Annotated in this window: 16 protein-coding genes and 7 pseudogenes; 11 read left to right on the top strand and 12 right to left on the bottom strand. The window is 46.6% G+C overall.

Annotated features, from left to right (window positions below; translation table 11 throughout):
* The 4 genes and pseudogenes from ACTU3N_RS01795 to ACTU3N_RS01780 form a co-directional block, all read left to right on the top strand.
* Positions 1-133, top strand: a pseudogene (locus ACTU3N_RS01795) (IS3 family transposase); the annotation flags it as partial.
* Between the two features lie 30 nt (positions 134-163).
* Positions 164-331 carry a hypothetical protein gene (locus ACTU3N_RS01790; protein ID WP_443084426.1) on the top strand — a complete coding sequence of 56 codons (168 nt, stop codon included), beginning with the start codon at positions 164-166 and terminating at the stop codon, positions 329-331.
* A gap of 285 nt (positions 332-616) precedes the next feature.
* A complete protein-coding gene (locus ACTU3N_RS01785) occupies positions 617-1,267 on the top strand; it encodes an AAA family ATPase (RefSeq protein WP_443084423.1) in 651 nt (216 codons plus the stop codon).
* 49 nt (positions 1,268-1,316) lie between these two features.
* On the top strand, positions 1,317-1,595 hold the full coding sequence (locus ACTU3N_RS01780; protein WP_443084422.1) for a ribbon-helix-helix domain-containing protein: 279 nt from the start codon (positions 1,317-1,319) through the stop codon (positions 1,593-1,595).
* A gap of 422 nt (positions 1,596-2,017) precedes the next feature.
* Here ACTU3N_RS01780 and repE read toward each other — a convergent pair whose 3' ends face one another.
* Entirely contained in the window at positions 2,018-2,764 is a 747-nt protein-coding gene (repE, locus tag ACTU3N_RS01775; RefSeq protein WP_443084421.1) for a replication initiation protein RepE, read from the bottom strand.
* Between the two features lie 619 nt (positions 2,765-3,383).
* Between repE and ACTU3N_RS01770 the strand changes: the two are divergent.
* Positions 3,384-4,543 (top strand): annotated as a pseudogene (locus ACTU3N_RS01770) (IS3 family transposase).
* On the opposite strand, the gene ACTU3N_RS01765 reads toward ACTU3N_RS01770, so the two are convergent.
* From ACTU3N_RS01765 to umuD, 4 genes and pseudogenes are all read right to left on the bottom strand, one after another.
* Positions 4,498-4,650: a DUF4113 domain-containing protein gene (locus ACTU3N_RS01765; protein ID WP_443084425.1), complete on the bottom strand. Its 153-nt coding sequence runs from the start codon at positions 4,648-4,650 to the stop codon at positions 4,498-4,500. The pseudogene ACTU3N_RS01770 and the gene ACTU3N_RS01765 overlap by 46 nt on opposite strands.
* Before the next feature lie 77 nt (positions 4,651-4,727).
* Positions 4,728-5,246: a DinB/UmuC family translesion DNA polymerase gene (locus ACTU3N_RS01760; RefSeq protein WP_443084420.1), complete on the bottom strand. Its 519-nt coding sequence runs from the start codon at positions 5,244-5,246 to the stop codon at positions 4,728-4,730.
* 63 nt (positions 5,247-5,309) lie between these two features.
* Positions 5,310-5,773, bottom strand: a pseudogene (locus ACTU3N_RS01755) (Y-family DNA polymerase).
* Complete coding sequence (gene umuD / locus ACTU3N_RS01750; protein WP_443084424.1) at positions 5,773-6,171, bottom strand: translesion error-prone DNA polymerase V autoproteolytic subunit; 399 nt, start codon at positions 6,169-6,171, stop codon at positions 5,773-5,775. Before umuD ends, ACTU3N_RS01755 begins: the two are co-directional and overlap by 1 nt.
* A 365-nt stretch (positions 6,172-6,536) precedes the next feature.
* On the opposite strand from umuD, the gene parM reads away from it, so the two are divergent.
* Together parM and ACTU3N_RS01740 are read left to right on the top strand one after the other, a co-directional pair.
* The gene (parM, locus tag ACTU3N_RS01745) at positions 6,537-7,508 is read left to right on the top strand and encodes a plasmid segregation protein ParM domain-containing protein (RefSeq protein WP_443084419.1); all 972 of its coding nucleotides are present in this window, start codon (positions 6,537-6,539) and stop codon (positions 7,506-7,508) included.
* Between the two features lie 2 nt (positions 7,509-7,510).
* Positions 7,511-8,167, top strand: a complete 657-nt coding sequence (locus tag ACTU3N_RS01740; RefSeq protein ID WP_443084418.1) for a plasmid partitioning/stability family protein — start codon at positions 7,511-7,513, stop codon at positions 8,165-8,167.
* A 322-nt stretch (positions 8,168-8,489) separates the two neighbouring features.
* Here ACTU3N_RS01740 and ACTU3N_RS01735 read toward each other — a convergent pair.
* Positions 8,490-8,879 (bottom strand): annotated as a pseudogene (locus tag ACTU3N_RS01735) (SOS response-associated peptidase family protein); the annotation flags it as partial.
* A gap of 429 nt (positions 8,880-9,308) precedes the next feature.
* On the opposite strand from ACTU3N_RS01735, the gene ACTU3N_RS01730 reads away from it, so the two are divergent.
* The 3 genes and pseudogenes from ACTU3N_RS01730 to ACTU3N_RS01720 all read left to right on the top strand — a co-directional run.
* Positions 9,309-9,575: a type II toxin-antitoxin system TacA family antitoxin gene (locus ACTU3N_RS01730; protein ID WP_443084417.1), complete on the top strand. Its 267-nt coding sequence runs from the start codon at positions 9,309-9,311 to the stop codon at positions 9,573-9,575.
* A complete protein-coding gene (locus ACTU3N_RS01725) occupies positions 9,563-10,048 on the top strand; it encodes a GNAT family N-acetyltransferase (RefSeq protein ID WP_443084416.1) in 486 nt (161 codons plus the stop codon). Before ACTU3N_RS01730 ends, ACTU3N_RS01725 begins: the two co-directional genes overlap by 13 nt.
* Before the next feature lie 284 nt (positions 10,049-10,332).
* A pseudogene (locus ACTU3N_RS01720) lies at positions 10,333-10,593 on the top strand (integrase core domain-containing protein); the annotation flags it as partial.
* Between the two features lie 21 nt (positions 10,594-10,614).
* On the opposite strand, the gene ACTU3N_RS01715 reads toward ACTU3N_RS01720, so the two are convergent.
* From ACTU3N_RS01715 to ACTU3N_RS01690, 6 genes and pseudogenes are all read right to left on the bottom strand, one after another.
* Positions 10,615-11,172 (bottom strand): fertility inhibition protein FinO, encoded by a 558-nt coding sequence (locus ACTU3N_RS01715; RefSeq protein ID WP_443084415.1) that lies wholly within the window; start codon positions 11,170-11,172, stop codon positions 10,615-10,617.
* A 356-nt stretch (positions 11,173-11,528) separates the two neighbouring features.
* A complete protein-coding gene (locus ACTU3N_RS01710) occupies positions 11,529-12,854 on the bottom strand; it encodes a type II toxin-antitoxin system HipA family toxin (protein ID WP_443084414.1) in 1,326 nt (441 codons plus the stop codon).
* 4 nt (positions 12,855-12,858) lie between these two features.
* Positions 12,859-13,155 carry a helix-turn-helix transcriptional regulator gene (locus ACTU3N_RS01705; protein ID WP_443084413.1) on the bottom strand — a complete coding sequence of 99 codons (297 nt, stop codon included), beginning with the start codon at positions 13,153-13,155 and terminating at the stop codon, positions 12,859-12,861.
* Positions 13,156-13,659: 504 nt separating this feature from the next.
* Complete coding sequence (gene psiB / locus ACTU3N_RS01700; protein ID WP_443084412.1) at positions 13,660-14,091, bottom strand: conjugation system SOS inhibitor PsiB; 432 nt, start codon at positions 14,089-14,091, stop codon at positions 13,660-13,662.
* Positions 14,092-14,517: 426 nt separating this feature from the next.
* Positions 14,518-14,721: pseudogene (locus ACTU3N_RS01695) on the bottom strand (TraD N-terminal domain-containing protein); the annotation flags it as partial.
* A gap of 649 nt (positions 14,722-15,370) precedes the next feature.
* Positions 15,371-15,946, bottom strand: coding sequence for a hypothetical protein (locus tag ACTU3N_RS01690; protein WP_443084411.1), 576 nt, complete (start codon positions 15,944-15,946; stop codon positions 15,371-15,373).
* A gap of 350 nt (positions 15,947-16,296) precedes the next feature.
* Between ACTU3N_RS01690 and ACTU3N_RS01685 the strand changes: the two are divergent.
* A pseudogene (locus ACTU3N_RS01685) lies at positions 16,297-16,557 on the top strand (transposase); the annotation flags it as partial.
* Positions 16,558-16,564 lie beyond the last annotated feature (7 nt).

Here is a 16,564-nt window from a genome sequence, read left to right as displayed (position 1 = left end):
CGCTCATGCTCTGCCGGTATCGGAGAACCTGCTGAAACAGGATTTTTACGCCAGCGGCCCGAACCAGAAGTGGGCAGGCGACATCACGTACCTTCGCACCGATGAGGGCTGGCTGTATCTGGCGGTGCCGGTGACACCGCACACCTTCCGGCACAGCTATGCCATGCACATGCTGTATGTCGGTATTCCGCTGAAGGTGCTGCAAAGCCTGATGGGACACAAATCGGTGAGTTCTACGGAGGTGTTTGCGCTCGATGTGGCTGCGCGACACCGGGTACAGTTCCAGATGCCCGGCGATGAGGCTGTTGCCCTGCTGAAAGGTAATAGATAACACTGATACCGAGCCATTGATTACTGGATGAGTAGGTTAGTTAATCAATGTTTTTATAATTTATCTCAATATCCTGTTAGGTCTAGCGCTATCTGTTGCTTCTTTCTTAAAACCAAAATAATTGATGCGCAATTAAAAGCAACTTATTTTAATATTAAAAAAACATTAAAATTAAGCATATTTGATGTTGTTATCATCGATTAAAAGAATTATATTACTTGCAGCATGATATAGTTCTCTGCTGTTTTTAATCTCACTTTAATATTAAAATAATGGTATTTATAAATGATTTTAACTATAGCAAATACTAAAGGTGGAGTTGGTAAATCTACACTTGCCGTCAATATCGCTGCTGCAAGAGCTATTCTGGGTAAGAAAGTATGGTTAGTAGATGGCGATAAACAAGGATCGTCCCAAACTGCAATTTTGATTCGTTCAGAAGCAAATATTGAACCGGGTATTGCATGTTCACATTTTCCTGATGGTCCAGTTCTGCGAACGCAGGTTCTACAGCAGAAAGATAATTACGATGATGTGATTATCGAATGTGGAGGGCGAGACTCAACAGCAATGAGAGCTGCTCTTACATTAACTGATTATCTTCTGGTTCCTTTTGTTCCCGGTAGCTTTGAAGTTTGGGCTATGGAGGATGTCGTGAATATGGTCAAGGAAGCCCGCAGTATAAGAGACAATTTTCCTGCATATTCTATTCTTAACAGAGCTGATACAAATGCACGCAGCAAAGATAATGAAGACATGGTCGCAGCAATGTCTGAGTATGCGGAGGAGATTCCTGTTCTAGAACATATGTTGTATTCACGAAAGGCTTTTGCGAACGCTGCTGGTAGTGGCCGCTCTGTGTTCGAAATGAAACTTAAGGCACATGAAAAGCCTGCTAAAGAAGAACTCGAAAAGCTATTATCCATCTTGTTTTGATGTTAAAATAACTTTTTTTAATATTAAATAAAGATTAAAAAGATATTTTATGGCTATTACACCTAAACCTAAAGCATCAGTTACGCAGTCAGCGCCAGTACAGTCTCAAATTGACGATTTTATCAATAAGGCTCCAGATGGTATCAAGCCTGATAAAAAAGGCGTTAAGAAAGGAAAGCGTGAGCAAATCACAGTTACTTTCGATAGTTCAGTGCTGGAAACATTAGACGAACTTGCTCAGCAGGAAGGAGTATCCCGGGCCGCGCTTATACGTATGGCAGTGAAACAACTTATCAATAAAGGCACGCAGGTTGGTGGTACAGAGTAAATCAAGGCAGGTATTAGCCAGATACTATTTTTAATATTAAAATAATATCCTTTTATGATTGCTTAGATATAATTTTGATATTTATTTCATTAGTAAATGAATGATTTGATACTTTGAGTATTCTCATCCATTTCTCCCAACCTTAATTGTCATTACTGGTTAGAGGTGAGTAGTTTTAAAAACAAACAGTTCCGCGAAACTGTGACAATCAGCCCTCATTACTTCTGTGACAATTTGCCCTTAAGTTTCTCTTCTGTACTATCCACAACTTCATACGCTGCGAGTAAATATCTTTGCAGCTTTAATCATTCATGGTTGGGAGAAAAATCGGACACCTAAATTGTGACAACCAACCCTCGATTTTAGCTGGAAACTGTGACAATCCACCCTCATCAGTGTGACAATATGCACTTAAGTACGGACTATGATAATGAAGCTATGTCTCTGAAAGAAAAAACAATATGAGTAGTCTGCCGTCCTTTTTTCTTCTCTATATAAGAGAGTCGCATTGGTGTACGATTATTTATTTCATCAACTGCAGCCTGGAGAAAACGCCTGCGAAAGTCGGGCATGCGCTGATAACTCTGCGGTAGCTGGTAACGCTCCATAAGCCAATCGACCCGAAGGGAAACCACGCCAGAACCGTCCGGCTTACGATATTGGCATAACGACTCATACAGGCGCATAGCATAAGGGTTTGTGATCTCTTTGGTTTCGCTGAGACGGAATTGTGTAAAGCGGTTCTGAAGCCCTATAAAGAATGGAATAAGGTATGGGTTGATATGCACACTGTAAACGCCCCTGGCAGGGCTGTGGGCGCGTTTAATGAACCATGGGTAGGTCTCATAACCTTTTTCATCGGCGGAGTCTTCTTCCGGACGATAGAAGACCACTTCTTTGCCGGTAAACCCCTTCAATGCCTGCCGGATATCCTTACTCGCTTCAGCTGAGGTGAGTCCAAAGGTCGATGCATACTGGGCTACGTGTATTTCGCATATACCATCATGTTCCTGTAGGGCTCCATCACTTTTACGAATCTGATCAACAAATAAATACAGCATTCGTTTCTGATCTCTGGATAAACTGTATGCCGCTTCTGTCAGCTCGTTCGACTGAACAATTCGTGGACTGTTCTTACGTTTTGGCTGATTAATCAGGGCGATTTCCATTGAGACATTTCCGTTTGAGTGTGACAGATTTTGAGAGTGTCACATTTAATGAAATGGAGTCAATAGCAATGAATAAGTCTGTGATTTAAATGAATTGTTGAGGGCAATTTGTCACAGTCTTGAGTGCAAATTGTCACATCAATCCTCGAACTTTGAGGGCATATTGTCACAGTATGAGGGTAATTTGTCACAATGACTTTGCTGAAAGCCTTGTCAGCTCTGGTGTAAGGTCCTGTCTAAAAAGAAAGATCTAAAAACATATATAAAAAGATCTTTAAAAATAGTCAGTGAATATGTGGATAATAAGAATGTTATGACGTTGTCTCTGGGATTTTAAAACTGTGACCTGCTGCCGCGCCCGGTTCCTCCGGGCTTGCCCAACCCGGTACAGCCGGACAAATAAACCTTGTCCAGCTGTACCGGGTTACCGATTATGGTTAGTGCTCATTGTATGTCCTGAGCTTAGCACGGCGTCCTGCCGTGCTCGTCAGGTACAGAGCCTTAAAAGTTAGCTCAGCCAATACGAGCCATTGGTATTTCGTTCCAGTGCGTTGTATGAATCGCCACAGGTTTAACAGCCACCTCAGAGTCATTTAAGATGGCTTAAAGAGAGGTGCGCATGAGCAGTAAGCGTTACCCTGAAGAGTTTAAAATTGAAGCTGTCAAACAGGTTGTGGATCGTGGCCATTCTGTTTCCAGCGTTGCAACACGTCTCGATATCACCACCCACAGTCTTTATGCCTGGATAAAGAAGTACGGTCCGGATTCTTCCACCAACAAAGAGCAGTCAGATGCTCAGGCCGAGATCCGCCGACTCCGGAAGGAGCTGAAGCGGGTTACTGACGAACGGGACATATTAAAAAAAGCCGCGGCGTACCTCGCAAAGCTGTCCGACTGAGGTACGCCTTTATCCGTGACAACACCTGTTGCTGGCCTGTTCGCGGTGCTGGATGTTCATCCCGGTGGCTTTTACTCCTTGCTTCGGCAGCCGTATTCACCACAGCACCAGGTAGACCTGAGACTGACAGGACGGATTAAACAGTTCTGGCTGGAGTCCGGTTGCGTCTATGGTTATCGCAAGATCCATTTGGATCTGCGGGATAGCGGGCAACAGTGCGGAGTCAACAGAGTCTGGCGACTGATGAAACGTGCCGGGATAAAGGCTCAGGTCGGATACCGGAGCCTGCGGGCACGTAAAGGTGAAGCCAGTATCGTGACACCCAACAGGCTCCAGCGACAGTTCAACCCGGAAGCACCGGATAAACGTTGGGTAACGGACATAACTTATATCCGAACCCACGAAGGCTGGCTGTATCTGGCCGTGGTTGTTGACCTGTTCTCGCGCAAAGTTATCGGCTGGTCAATGCAACCCCGGATGACAAAAGATATTGTTCTGAATGCGCTTTTGATGGCAGTGTGGCGACATAATCCCCAAAAACAGGTGCTGGTTCACTCGGATCAGGGCAGTCAGTACACAAGCCATGAGTGGCAGTCGTTCCTGAAATCACACGGTCTGGAAGGGAGTATGAGCCGTCGCGGTAACTGTCACGACAACGCAGTTGCAGAAAGCTTTTTCCAGCTCCTGAAGCGCGAACGGATAAAGAAAAGGTCTACGGAACGCGGGAAGAAGCCCGCAGCGATATTTTTGATTACATCGAAATGTTTTATAACAGTAAACGCCGGCATGGTTCTGGCGATCAGATGTCACCGACAGAATATGAAAACCAGTATTATCAACGGCTCGGAAGTGTCTGGATTACCCGTGGCGATTCAGTATAAGCAGGACTGAGCATCTCTCGTTTCATCTGCCATTCCGGTGCTATTCCTCTTCCGGCAAACCAGATCTTCTCCTTTCCTGAATGGTTGATGCCATCCAATATCTTCATCAGTTCTTCGCTATGTGCACGAGGTTGGATTTCATCAAACAGATTCAGCTGTGAAATTCCTGAGGGTGTAAAGTCGTTCAGCATCCGCCAGCTTTGGCGTAGCGGTGCCCATCGATCCAGCCACGGTTGAGAGCCTTCACGGCTGCGTTAATAATATCTCTCGTATCCCGGGTAGGGAGGAGAAGCTTTTCACTGGCAACATTACCGTAATACGCCTCATTGACGGCAAAGGGGGATGTTTTGACAAAAACCGAGATGTGCCGGCAGAACTGATTCTCTCCCCGTAGCTTTTCGGCCGCGTGTTCGGCGTACTGGTAGATGGCCTGCTGCAGCGCTTCGTAAGTCGTGATTCGCTCACCGAATGAGCGACTACAGACAATCTGCTGCTTCGCTGGCGGAGCCTCTTCAAGAGAGATACAGGCCTCACCGTTCAGCTCGCGTACGGTACGCTCCAGCACAACCGTAAAGTTCTTGCGCACAAAAGCAGGGGGCATGCGGGACAGCTGTAGAGCAGTTGTCACGCCGAATGTATTAAGCTTTTTGCCGATGCGTCTGCCAACGCCCCAGATTTCCTCTATCGGCTGCAGCGAAAGCAACTTTCCCGTCCGCCGAGGGTTGCCAGTGGTAAGGACCAGCCCCCCCCCCCAAAATTGTGGCCACTATTTTGAAGCCCACTGCGCAGACTTGGCCAGTGTTTTAGTCGGTCCCATCCCGACGCCAATCATTAATCCGGTTCCGTTACTGACGTGCTGGCGAAGTTGTCGGCCGAACATTTCATAATCCGTACAGTCATCAATGCCGCGGATATCCAGAAACATTTCGTCAATCAAATACTGCTCCACGCGCGGCGCAAGTTCTTCCAAATGAGCCATGACCCGGTTGCTCAAACTGGCATAAAGTTCGTAGTTACTGGAGAAGGTGATGGCAGGATCCGGAAACTGCATCGCTTTAGCTGGAACCAGGGGATGCCCATTTTGATGCCCAGTTTCTTTGCTTCCTTTGAGCGGGCGATCACGCAGCCATCGTTGTTGCTGAGGACTACCACGGGTTTGTTTCTCAGGTCCGGGCGGAAAACCTTCTCGCAGCTCGCGTAGAAGCTGTTCACGTCAGCCAGGGCAAACATCAGTCCCGTTCCCGGGTTTTGTGGATAAAAGCCGTCACGACCCCAAAAATCTGTAGATTATCGGGATATGGCCAAAGGGTGGGGTAAGCGGGGTTCATCGCCTGAAGTCCAGGCCGGGGCGTCAGGAGTAATTTTTTTACCGTAAACTCGCCGTGGATTTCGGCTATGACGATGTCGCCATGCTGTGGCTGCTCGGCCTTGTCCACGGCCAGCAGATCGCCGCTGTGAAGGCCTGTGTCGAGCATCGAGTTGCCGATGGCCCTGACAAAGTAGATGGAACTACGCCTCTGAATACAGTAATTGTTCAAATCCAGTTCGGACTCAGTGTATTCCGCTGCCGGAGACGGAAAACCTGCCTGGCATCGCTCAAGAAATAAGGGGGGCTGAAAAAGGCTCAGGCATTTTTACTGTGACATATACGCGAAGCATATAACCTCCTTATTGGTTCTGTATTTATATACAGTGTTATTATGCATTTTTCAGGAGTTTCAATACGAATATTTCTTCCCTTAGACAAATTACTGTTTAAAAGAGAAAAATTGACAGGGACTCTGTGATTCAGCACGGATAATAAGTGTTAAATCCTCTTGTAAGCGACAGGTCGCAATTGAGTGCATAAGTAATCAATTTGATGCTTTAAAAAACAAAACTCTTCATTGTTAGGATTTGAATTCTTTTAAAGACTCAATTTGATGTTTAAAATTGACATTTTCAGGTTTTTTAATTTTAATATCATCCTTATGGTGATTAAAGGAAGCTCAAAATGATTCATATTTTTTGTGATGATGGTTCTACCAATGTTAAGCTGGCCTGGTTTGAAAACAATGTAATGAAGACCTCCGTGTCACCTAACTCATTCCGACATGGCTGGAAGGTTGATTTCGGCGGCGCAGTTTTTAATTACATGGTTGCAGGTATGAAATATACGTGGGATGCCGTGAGTCGGGATGCGGTTTCAACCACCAACGTGGAATATCAGTATAGTGACCTTAACCTGCTTGCAGTTCATCACGCGTTACTGAACAGCGGCCTTGAGCCCCAGGACGTTTCACTCACAGTCACGTTACCACTGAGCGAGTATTACGATCAGGACTGCCAGAAAAACGAAGCAAATATCAGCCGCAAAAAAGCTAATCTGATGCGCGATATAGCCCTCAACAAAGGTGAAACATTTACTGTCAAAGAAGTCAGCGTGATGCCGGAGTCGCTGCCAGCTGCGTTTTCTCGTCTTGCCGAGATTAAACCAGGCGCCGGTGAAACAACGCTTATAATTGACCTCGGAGGAACGACGCTCGATGCCGGTGTGATCGTGGGGCAGTTTGAAGATATCAGTGCCATTCATGGCAACCCATCTGTAGGCGTTTCTCTTGTCACGCAGGTTGCGCAGGGTGCCCTGCGGGCAGCAGAAAGTGAAACCAGTCCGTTGATTGCCGACAGGGTTATTCGTGAACGAAAAGATCGTGCATTTCTTCACAGTATCATTAATGATTCGGCCAGAATTGGATATGTAACTGACAAAATTGAAGAAGCTATAGGGGCACTGGGAGCCAGAGTGGTCAGTGAGCTTACCCGCTATCGAAATGTTAACCGTGTTCTGCTTACAGGCGGTGGTGCACCGCTGATCGAGGAGTCTATTCGCCGCGCCTGGCCACTTGCTGCTGACCGTATAGAGGTCATCAGAGAGCCTCAACTGGCGCTGGCGCGGGAGATAGCACTCTTCAACAACGAGGACTAATTGTGTCTGCCGGAAATTTCTTTCTCTATCTGAATCATGATGACCATACGGATATGCGTGCTCTGGCCACAATAGAGTCTGTGTCACGTCCACTACGCGGCGAGTTTATTCGTACCGCCGCTGTGGCCGGTGCAGTACTGTACCGGATTGATGTTCGGCTGCCGTCGATGCTGGTTGCCATGTCTGCTGGTACTATCAATACGTCCCAGTTTTCCGGTCTGCTGGCCGTGCTGCAAGGAACCGAAGGCCATTGTGTTTCAGGCGAGGGAGAGACATATCCCTGGATTGCGGGTAGATACACCGGGCTGTCACAACGTCGTCGGCTTGTGCTGCAGTTGAATGACGAGAGCGCCGGCATAGTGATCCCTTTGCTTGATGATGCTTCAGACCGACAGAGGTTAGCGCTACTGCGTAGTCTTATGATTGCTGGCTGCGTGCTTCATGAGCTTGATCCCCGTTTTCCACGACTGCTTGCCAGCATGCCGGAGCCACCTGCTACATTAGCTGAATTGCAGCAACTGACCGCAGGGCTATTCAGGGATAAGGTTCCTCTTCCTCGTCAGAACCAGACGGTACCTGTTCAGTCTGGTGAGGGTAAAAGAACCGAACCCGCTTCAGATGCCAGCATTGTTCGCAACAATATGAAGAAACTCTTTTAGTTATTCCCGCCTCCGGTTTTTTTAATCACAGAGATACGAACTGTTGTATCCCTGTGATTGCGGTGCCTGAGTCAGGAATGTCCGAAGTAATTCTGTTGACTGAAAATTATCAAATACGTTCTTAAACAGTTATCAGAGAAATGCAAATATCGGATTCTTTCATCCAGCCTCTCATACCATCTAACTTTCGTTCATCCGACTTTGTATTCCTTGACATTCTCCCGCCCTTTAGGGCTGAAAAGATGTCAAGGTGAAAAGATTTTCAGGTTTATCCACAGAAACGGTGCATAACTCTGTGAGTGGATGTCTGGTATATCACCGCCTACTGCGTCAGTGGTTCAATAAGTTCCTGGCCCTGATTCTTCGGGTTGTCAACTGCCCGGTTGACGGGGTGCCATGTGAAGTATTCAGCGGGGAGGCTGCCATTACGGGCAATTTCTTCCGCCTCTTTACCGGTTGTGTTTTCGCTGAGCCATTTACGTGCGGCATCTGGTGAGTACACGAGCGGTCGCAGATCGTGAATGTCCAGCAGTCCCTCATCCGCAGCTGCCGTGATGATCAGGAATCCTTCCTGGTCGTTGCCGTTCTCAAAAGGTTATTTCCCGATGGCCGCGAACAGTAGTGGATTTCCGTCCTTACGGTGAATGAAAAACGGCTGTTTCACTCCGTTTTGCTGTTTCCACTCGAACCAGCCGTCGGCAAAAACAATGGCCCGTCCGTGTCGGCCACCTGGTGTTTACCAAAACCTACACATCGAAGGCCACCTACGTGGGTTACTGAGTTGCGCCAGTACGACCTTGAAGATATGTTCTGGCGTTGGAGTGAGCGTTTTCCGTCACTTGAGTCAATGGAACGCTGGATGATGGTGAACCAGCCCTTCTGAAGTGTGATGATGGAATCTTATGCCCTCGCAAAAGAAAGCCCGGAATCTGTCCGACAACTGGAGCGCTGGATGGTAGCCAATAAGCTGACTGAGAAGCGTGGCAAGTCCCGTCATTTTAGGGCGGGGAGGATGTCAATATATCTGGCACGACGCGGACATAATCATTCTAAAAATGAAAGACGATAACCTGATGTATAGCGTTTGCTATACATCCTCATTGCGCTACACTGTAAAGCAAATGCTATACGGAGATATTTCATGAAATCAGATGTTCAACTTAACCTCAGAGCTAAGGAATCCCAGCGAGCACTCATTGATGCTGCTGCTGAAATCCTTCACAAATCACGTACAGATTTCATTCTGGAAATGGCCTGTAAGGCTGCCGAGGATGTTATCCTTGACCGCCGCGTCTTTAATTTTAACGATGAGCAATATGCAGAGTTCATCGATATGATTGATGCACCGGTTGCGGATGATCCCGTGATCGAAAAACTACTGGCCAGGAAACCTCAGTGGGACGTGTAACATCACCAGAACCGTTATCCGCTTTTCATCAGGTGGCGGAGTTTGTTAGCGGTAAAGCCGTGCTGGATGACTGGTTAAAGCAGAGGGGCCTCAAAAACCAGGCTCTCGGAGCGGCCCGAACGTTTGTGGTTTGTAAGAAGGACTCGAAACAAATAGCCGGCTTTTATTCTCTGGCTACCGGGAGTGTCAACCATACAGAAGCGACTGGTAGCCTTCGGCGTAACATGCCAGATCCCATTCCTGTTATTATACTTGCCAGACTAGCCGTCGATGTATCGTTCCGTGGAAAAGGGCTTGGTGCTGATTTACTTCATGACGCAGTGCTTCGTTGCTATCGGGTTGCCGAGAATATTAGTGTACATGCAATCATGGTTCACGCGCTTACGGAAGAAGCCAAAAACTTCTATATTCATCATGGTTTCAAACCATCACAAACTCAGCAGCGGACATTGTTCCTGAAACTCCCTCAATAGGATAAAAAGACCATTGCGTCCAAACCGCCAGGAGCAAGAATCGGATGGCATGCCTATCGTCAATTCAGTCGAAACTCTTCACGAAAGAAGATGACGAACAGTCTATTGATGAGACGGTAATATCCCAGGCTCGCAGGAGGCAGCAACGAGCTGCTGCTTAAACTCAGGAGAATACTTAGGACAGCCTTTACGCCTGCCGGGAGTCACATTTTTCTGCATATCTGACACTTTGGTTCCCAACACTTTGTCGGATGCATCAGATTATGACCAGACGGCCCTCGCTGTACGCTTACAAGCAAAGTATGAGCCGACGCGGAAACTGTTGGGATAACAGCCCGATGGAACGCTTCTTCAGAAGCCTAAAGAATGAGTGGATGCCGGTGACTGGTTATATAAACTTTAGCGAAGCCGCTCATGCGATCACAGACTATATTGTCGGGTATTACAGCTCGCTCAGGCCGCATGAATATAACGGTGGATTATCACCAAACGAATCGGAAAACCGATACTGGAAAAACTCTAAAACGGTGGCCAGTTTTAGTTGACCACTACAGAAGCATTCTTTACTACTCATCAAGTACAGTCTGAAGTTCTGCTTTTATCCGATTCTGGCGACGGATTTTCTTCAGGCGGGCTATTGCATATATCTCCTCTTCCTGTGATATATGCTCCGTTACATAACCATCCGTGTCATACCTGCAGGCACCGGCTTTCATTGCACACAGATAACTTTCAGAACGGGTAATGGCCTTCAGCACCCGGCTTAGTTTTTTATGTGACAGGGGAATATCACGTTGTGCCATATCCTCCAGTAACACTTCCCAAGTACCACGGGCAAAAAGCCGTGGCGTGTTCCCATCAAATAATCCCGGCCACCAGGGTCTCAGGGTGTTCACGGCTTCTTTCAGGGGGGGCAGGGTCAGATAAATGGACAACGCCTGTTTTGCCCGTGCTTTCTTCGCTGCCAGCTCCGCTTCCCGGATAGCCATCTCCCCCAGCTTCTGTTTTTTCACCTTCCATTTTGGTTGTGTGATGACATTAATGATGGTTTTCCGGCTGCCGACAGGCACCTCTCCTTCCGTCTTACGTTTCAGTGTGAGTATAGGTCGTTGCTGCTTTGTCATGCTGCGCTCTTCCCCTGTCAAATCATCCTTTTCCTGCCAAAGATATCACCCCCGTCACAGCGCCAAAACGTCCAGTACCACCAGATGTCAGCTATAGGATACCGGGAACAATTCCGAGCCAGAACCAGTAACATATGATCAGCATCAGCAACCCAGCTACACCATAGCTGGCTCCGGACAGCATCAGCCGTTACATGACACCCACAGAGCACCACAGACTATGCTTTTCACACCATATCATGTTGATATCTTCCAGCAACATGGATAAGGAAACGCTGATCCGGTGCGCGACAAGCCCCGCCGTTCAGGGCATAGAGGATGTCAAAGTATTAGTCTCCCGGAAAGTGGATAGCCCACTATTTCTCGCTCAGTCGTCCGCATTGCTGCCTCATTCCATCAAAAATACTCTCAGCAAGCTCTTGCGGGAAATGGGCTGGAAGTTGTAAGTAAACGCGTTCAATGACGTCTGACGTCCCGGATATAATTTCATCAATCATTGTTTCGATCTGCTGCTTACTCAGCCCGGTCAACTCTCCATGTTTGATCCAGTGCCGTCTTTGTATTCTGTAAATCTGGTAATAGTTACTGCTGCCACGGACTGCCATCGCCAGTTTGCATTTCTGCCAGGATATCTGATTGTTTCCGTTTCCAATAATTGGCCATGCTGACAAAACATCATAAAGCGGAGTAAGGTAGTAATGCCCGTGAGGACCTATCGCGATACTGAAATTTTTGGCGTGACCATCTGTGGCGGCCATTAGCCAGAAAATGATCTGTGCCTTGAAGAACTGCATTCTGTCTTGTTCTGGCTGGTCTGAATGACTTAGAACTCCCATAATGTCCGAAATCCCCGGCCCTCCATCGGCCTGGTATTTTCGTAATGGTGAAACCGCCAGCGCCTGACACATATCCTCCTGGGGTAAGCGAATGATCCACCGCCGGTCTCCTGACCATTTGCGGTCAAAACGCTCCACCACCAGAGTTTTCTGGTCTTCAAATTGAGCAATCTGCGTTCTTGCCACAGGGATCCCGTACTGTTCGAGAAGCAACGAACAGAGCCATTCATTTTCTACCGACGTACTCATATCTGCTTTCATATTCCCGACCATCCCGAGCGGTAACTTGAAAATATGAGTCGTCGGTGTATGACCCTGAGGCATACACCACCGATCATCATGCCACAGTAAAGCTGTTTTTTCCTGCGCACCGGCAATTGATATCCGTAAGTCATCAGTATCGCCATGCCTGCCAGGTAATAACGCTTCCGTCGTATTTCGCAATGTTGACGCGATTTCTGATTCAGAAAGAGGGCGATATTTTACAGAATATAAATCAGTAGGTTCCTCCTCCTCACTCAGTAATTGTATCGCCCCCACGCAGTCTTTCCCCAGCTCTTTCAGCAGATCGAAAGGTTCGAGACTGTCTGTTTGATAGCGCATCGCCAGGCGTCTGCGGATCCCTTCACTGTCCGGCAGTAAGTTATCAAAATAGTCACGCACCACGTTTCCGTGCCAAACTTGATTCCCTGGGGTGAAAGGCAGTGACAGAGATAATGGTCGGCCTTGTTCGTCAGCAATCCATTCAGGAAGATATCGTAACAAATCATCGCCTTTACTCTTTTCCCAGAACCCAACCTGAATGCCGTTCATCCATATAGCTAAACGTTGCTGTCTCCGGACCATATCGTCACCACTTCTCCCGCCTGGCGGGTAAATTTATTAAAGATTCGTTTTCACCCGGCTGCATCATTTCTGATGAGCCTGACATCGGGGAGAGGCTGATTTCCACCCCCAGCACGGTAAACACCTTGAACAGGCGTTCAATACTCGCACTGGCAGGATTGGCTTCCAGGCGGGCATAAGTCTGCTGGGTTACACCTAACCGTTTAGAAACGTCTTTTTGCGTCAGTTCATTTGCTTTGCGAAAACCAATAAGCAATGGACGCAATTGATTGAGTGTCTTAACCGGATAAACATTTTTCATAATGAGCAGGCCGCTGTAATTGATTTTAAACACCATATAGGTTGTATTTATACAGATACACCTTATAAACTGTTAAATCAATATAACAGCATAAAAGCTGTTAATTCAGGTACTGAGAAGAAGGGACACTTGTCATACAGTCGGGATGATTTTTGCTCTATAAATCGACACGATACACCAGACAGAGCTCGTCTCCACGCTACCCTCCTGTGTTCCTGCCAGATACAGAGTAAATCATCATTACTAATTTTCTTGTTCCATTCGGTTTGAGCCGTTTTGTTTTTTACCCTATCGGAATTATCACCCGGGTACCACCATGTTTTCTGTCCGCACCGTACCAGAAGCAGGTACTAAGAAGCATTGAAATATTCCGGCAAGACCAAATTCCAGTTCAACTATTTGAAATCAGGCCAGCTGCACTGCCCTCACGACGGAGCCTGTTCGAAGGCCTCCGGGATGATTGTGGTAACGGCTTAAGAGTGATAAACACATGAGATGAACGGATCATAATGCGCCCTCCATCGACAAAGTACGGATAATGTTGTCATAACTGTATCCCTCTGCATTAAGCATGGCGGTCAGTTTCAGGGTATGACTGATAACCTCCGGCGAATATGTTATCAGGGTGCGAATCACCGAGAAGGGATGCCCATGGGACGGAATAAACACCATGGTCCATACAGGGCTGATCTCACCCGGACTGCATAATGCCAGACAAAAATGGCTATGAGCGGGCGTGAAACGGATCTGCACCGGAAAGAAGCCGCCGAACTCACTGCGGTACTCACCGTTCATTGTCCAGCCGTCAGGGCATTCCAGTTTTCGCATAACAGCATGGGTCAACTGGCGGCGAATATCCTCACCGGCAGCGCGAAATTCCTCAAACCTATCTTGTGTCATGTTCTGCAGGATATTCAGTGTCAGTTCAGTACTCATCGTGATATATCTCCTTACTCCAGTGGGGCAATGTGGTTAATCCTCAGGCTGTATCAGCCAGGTTATCGGCGTGTTCAGAGGATTCACTCTCTGCCTGTAATTGCGGTACACGCATCCAGCCAAGCACCCAGCGGTTATCGTGCATGTGATGTACTGTATGTCCCAATACTGTATTGATAGCAATCGTTTCCTTATACCATGCTTTATTGTTATCAGTTTTAAAGCTACTGTTTCACCATTTGAAATGATGTAAGATTTATTATTGGTAAGCACAGTTGAATATCGGATGCTTCTCCGCGTTTTTTCATCATCCGGCGACGTCTTTTGGTGACTCGCTAAGGGCGCGGCCACCAATGATTTCATCCTCGCTCTGCTTACGACCAGCAGCGCGGCGCACTCTGCAATAACCAGTTCCTGTTTCAGCAATTAACCGCAGTATAGGGTGTAACTGTCGCTCAACACCTGACTGGCGCTGTACTGCAGGTTATGTTCGTGATAACGGATGGTATAGACAGGCTGACTGACGATTTTTTCAGTAAAAGGCAACATCACCAGGATAAACCAGTAAATAATGCCGTTGGGCAGATTCTGAATACTCATTCGCATAAGCAGGACGGCGATGCCATATAAAAGCGTCCCATAATAACGTAATAAGAAATCAGGTTATTTATCTGCAGGAACATTTTCAGACGCATGAAGGCGACCTGACCGCCCTGCGTTAAGTCACGAGGATTCAGGATCATTATATTTTCCAGAGACAGGCTAATCGCAAAAGCACAAAAATGATTTCACCGATTAATTTATGAAGCCAGAGAACATCAGAAGATATTATTAACTATAGACAAGCCGGGGATAAGGGTGATTGAATAAGCACCCGTCGCCTCAGAGAATATTAGCTACAGATTTTGCAAGCTGAGCTTCAAGCACCTGCTACGCACTTCGAATTTCAGGTTTATTTTATTAAAAAAGATACCACACGGGGCTGGTATTTATATTGATACCGGTTTGTGTATTATCTTCTTTTCATTGGGACACCTGTTTTGTTCTGAGGTGAGCATATTTCTGGTGGCCAAATTCAGTAAACCACAACACTTCACCGTTTTATAGAAATCGCATGATGTTTACCATGCCCAGAAGTATCACCACCATACCCACTCTATTAATATGGGTATGAGTAATGGACAGCAAAGAGTATAACCACATCCGGGATGTGGTTAGTACTTAACAAGTTTTTAAACGCTGGGTCATTTGATCACAGGAAAATATCTGGTGATATGTCTTATATTGGAGATGCCGAGAGCAGGTCTTTTACTTTTGACAGACTACTCACCACCGCAGGTGTCATATATCGGGATAAGGAGCCCTGTAAAAAAAGAATACTCATGAGAAAAGTCACAAACCACGAAATTCCTAATCCAGCGATAAAGGGTTCACCAACCCACAGTAAGATGCAACCTATTAAGGAGTTAACAATGAGTAATAATCGGCTGTAAAATCTAATTTTCCTCATAAAAATTTTCAACAATATCGATTCGTTTTTAATATCATCACCTAATATCATGGAAATACACACATTACTGTATGTTGCCCCAATAAAGACGAGAGTGAAAACAAACATAAGTGGTGCAGAAAGAAAAATAAGGAAGGCAATTTTTTGGATTTGATAATTGAGCCCTCCCGGCTCCCTATAAATAAAGTAAGCCAAAAGAACAAAAATAACTTGAAGCCCATAAGCATACTTCAGCCAACTAAATATAACCTTTAGAATCTTTTTGTTTGACGGAATCTCATAATCCCTTTCGCTCATTGATGTCAATATAAATGCTGCATCCTTTTCTAAATCTGAACGTTTCATGTAACTTCACCTTATGACTTATCAAGTCGCCTTAGTACATCATCCTTTATCTTATTTAATTCTTCACGTCCTTTACCACTACCACCGTCCCATTTTTGTCTGTCCTTCTTGGCATTTTTAGAGTAGTTAAAATTTTTATTACCCTGTTCATGTTCTTTCTGCAAGCGATTGTAATCCGTCCTGACTGAATTACTGGATGAGTTCACGGCATTTTTATCACTATCAACCTGAGGCTCAGCACTGCTGCGGCGATGTTGTACATCAGTACCGTGACCCTGACCCGAAATCCTGCGCCATTCAGAAACAGAATTCCGGCATGATCCATACTTCCCTGAACGGAGGTTGTGCCGATGAAAAAATCACGATTCACCGAAGAGCAGATTGTCTTTGCCCTGAAGCAGGCTGAGCTGGGTACGCCGGTGCCGGAGGTCTGCCGTAAGCCAGGTATTTCCGATGCCACGTTCTGTACGTGGCGCAAGAAATACGGCGGCATTTCACCCTCAGAGCTGAAGCACATGCGCCAGCTGGAAGAGGAAAATCTGCGGCTGAAGAAACGGGTGGCCGATCTGAGCCCCGACCAGGCGATGCTGCAGGACGTGCTGGCAAAAAAGAACTGAC

This window comes from Vagococcus sp. WN89Y, assembly GCF_052220145.1.
Classification (GTDB): Bacteria; Pseudomonadota; Gammaproteobacteria; order Enterobacterales; family Enterobacteriaceae; genus Kosakonia.
The sequence above is the reverse complement of the archived record's forward strand: the minus strand, read 5'-3'. Positions and strand labels throughout refer to the sequence as shown.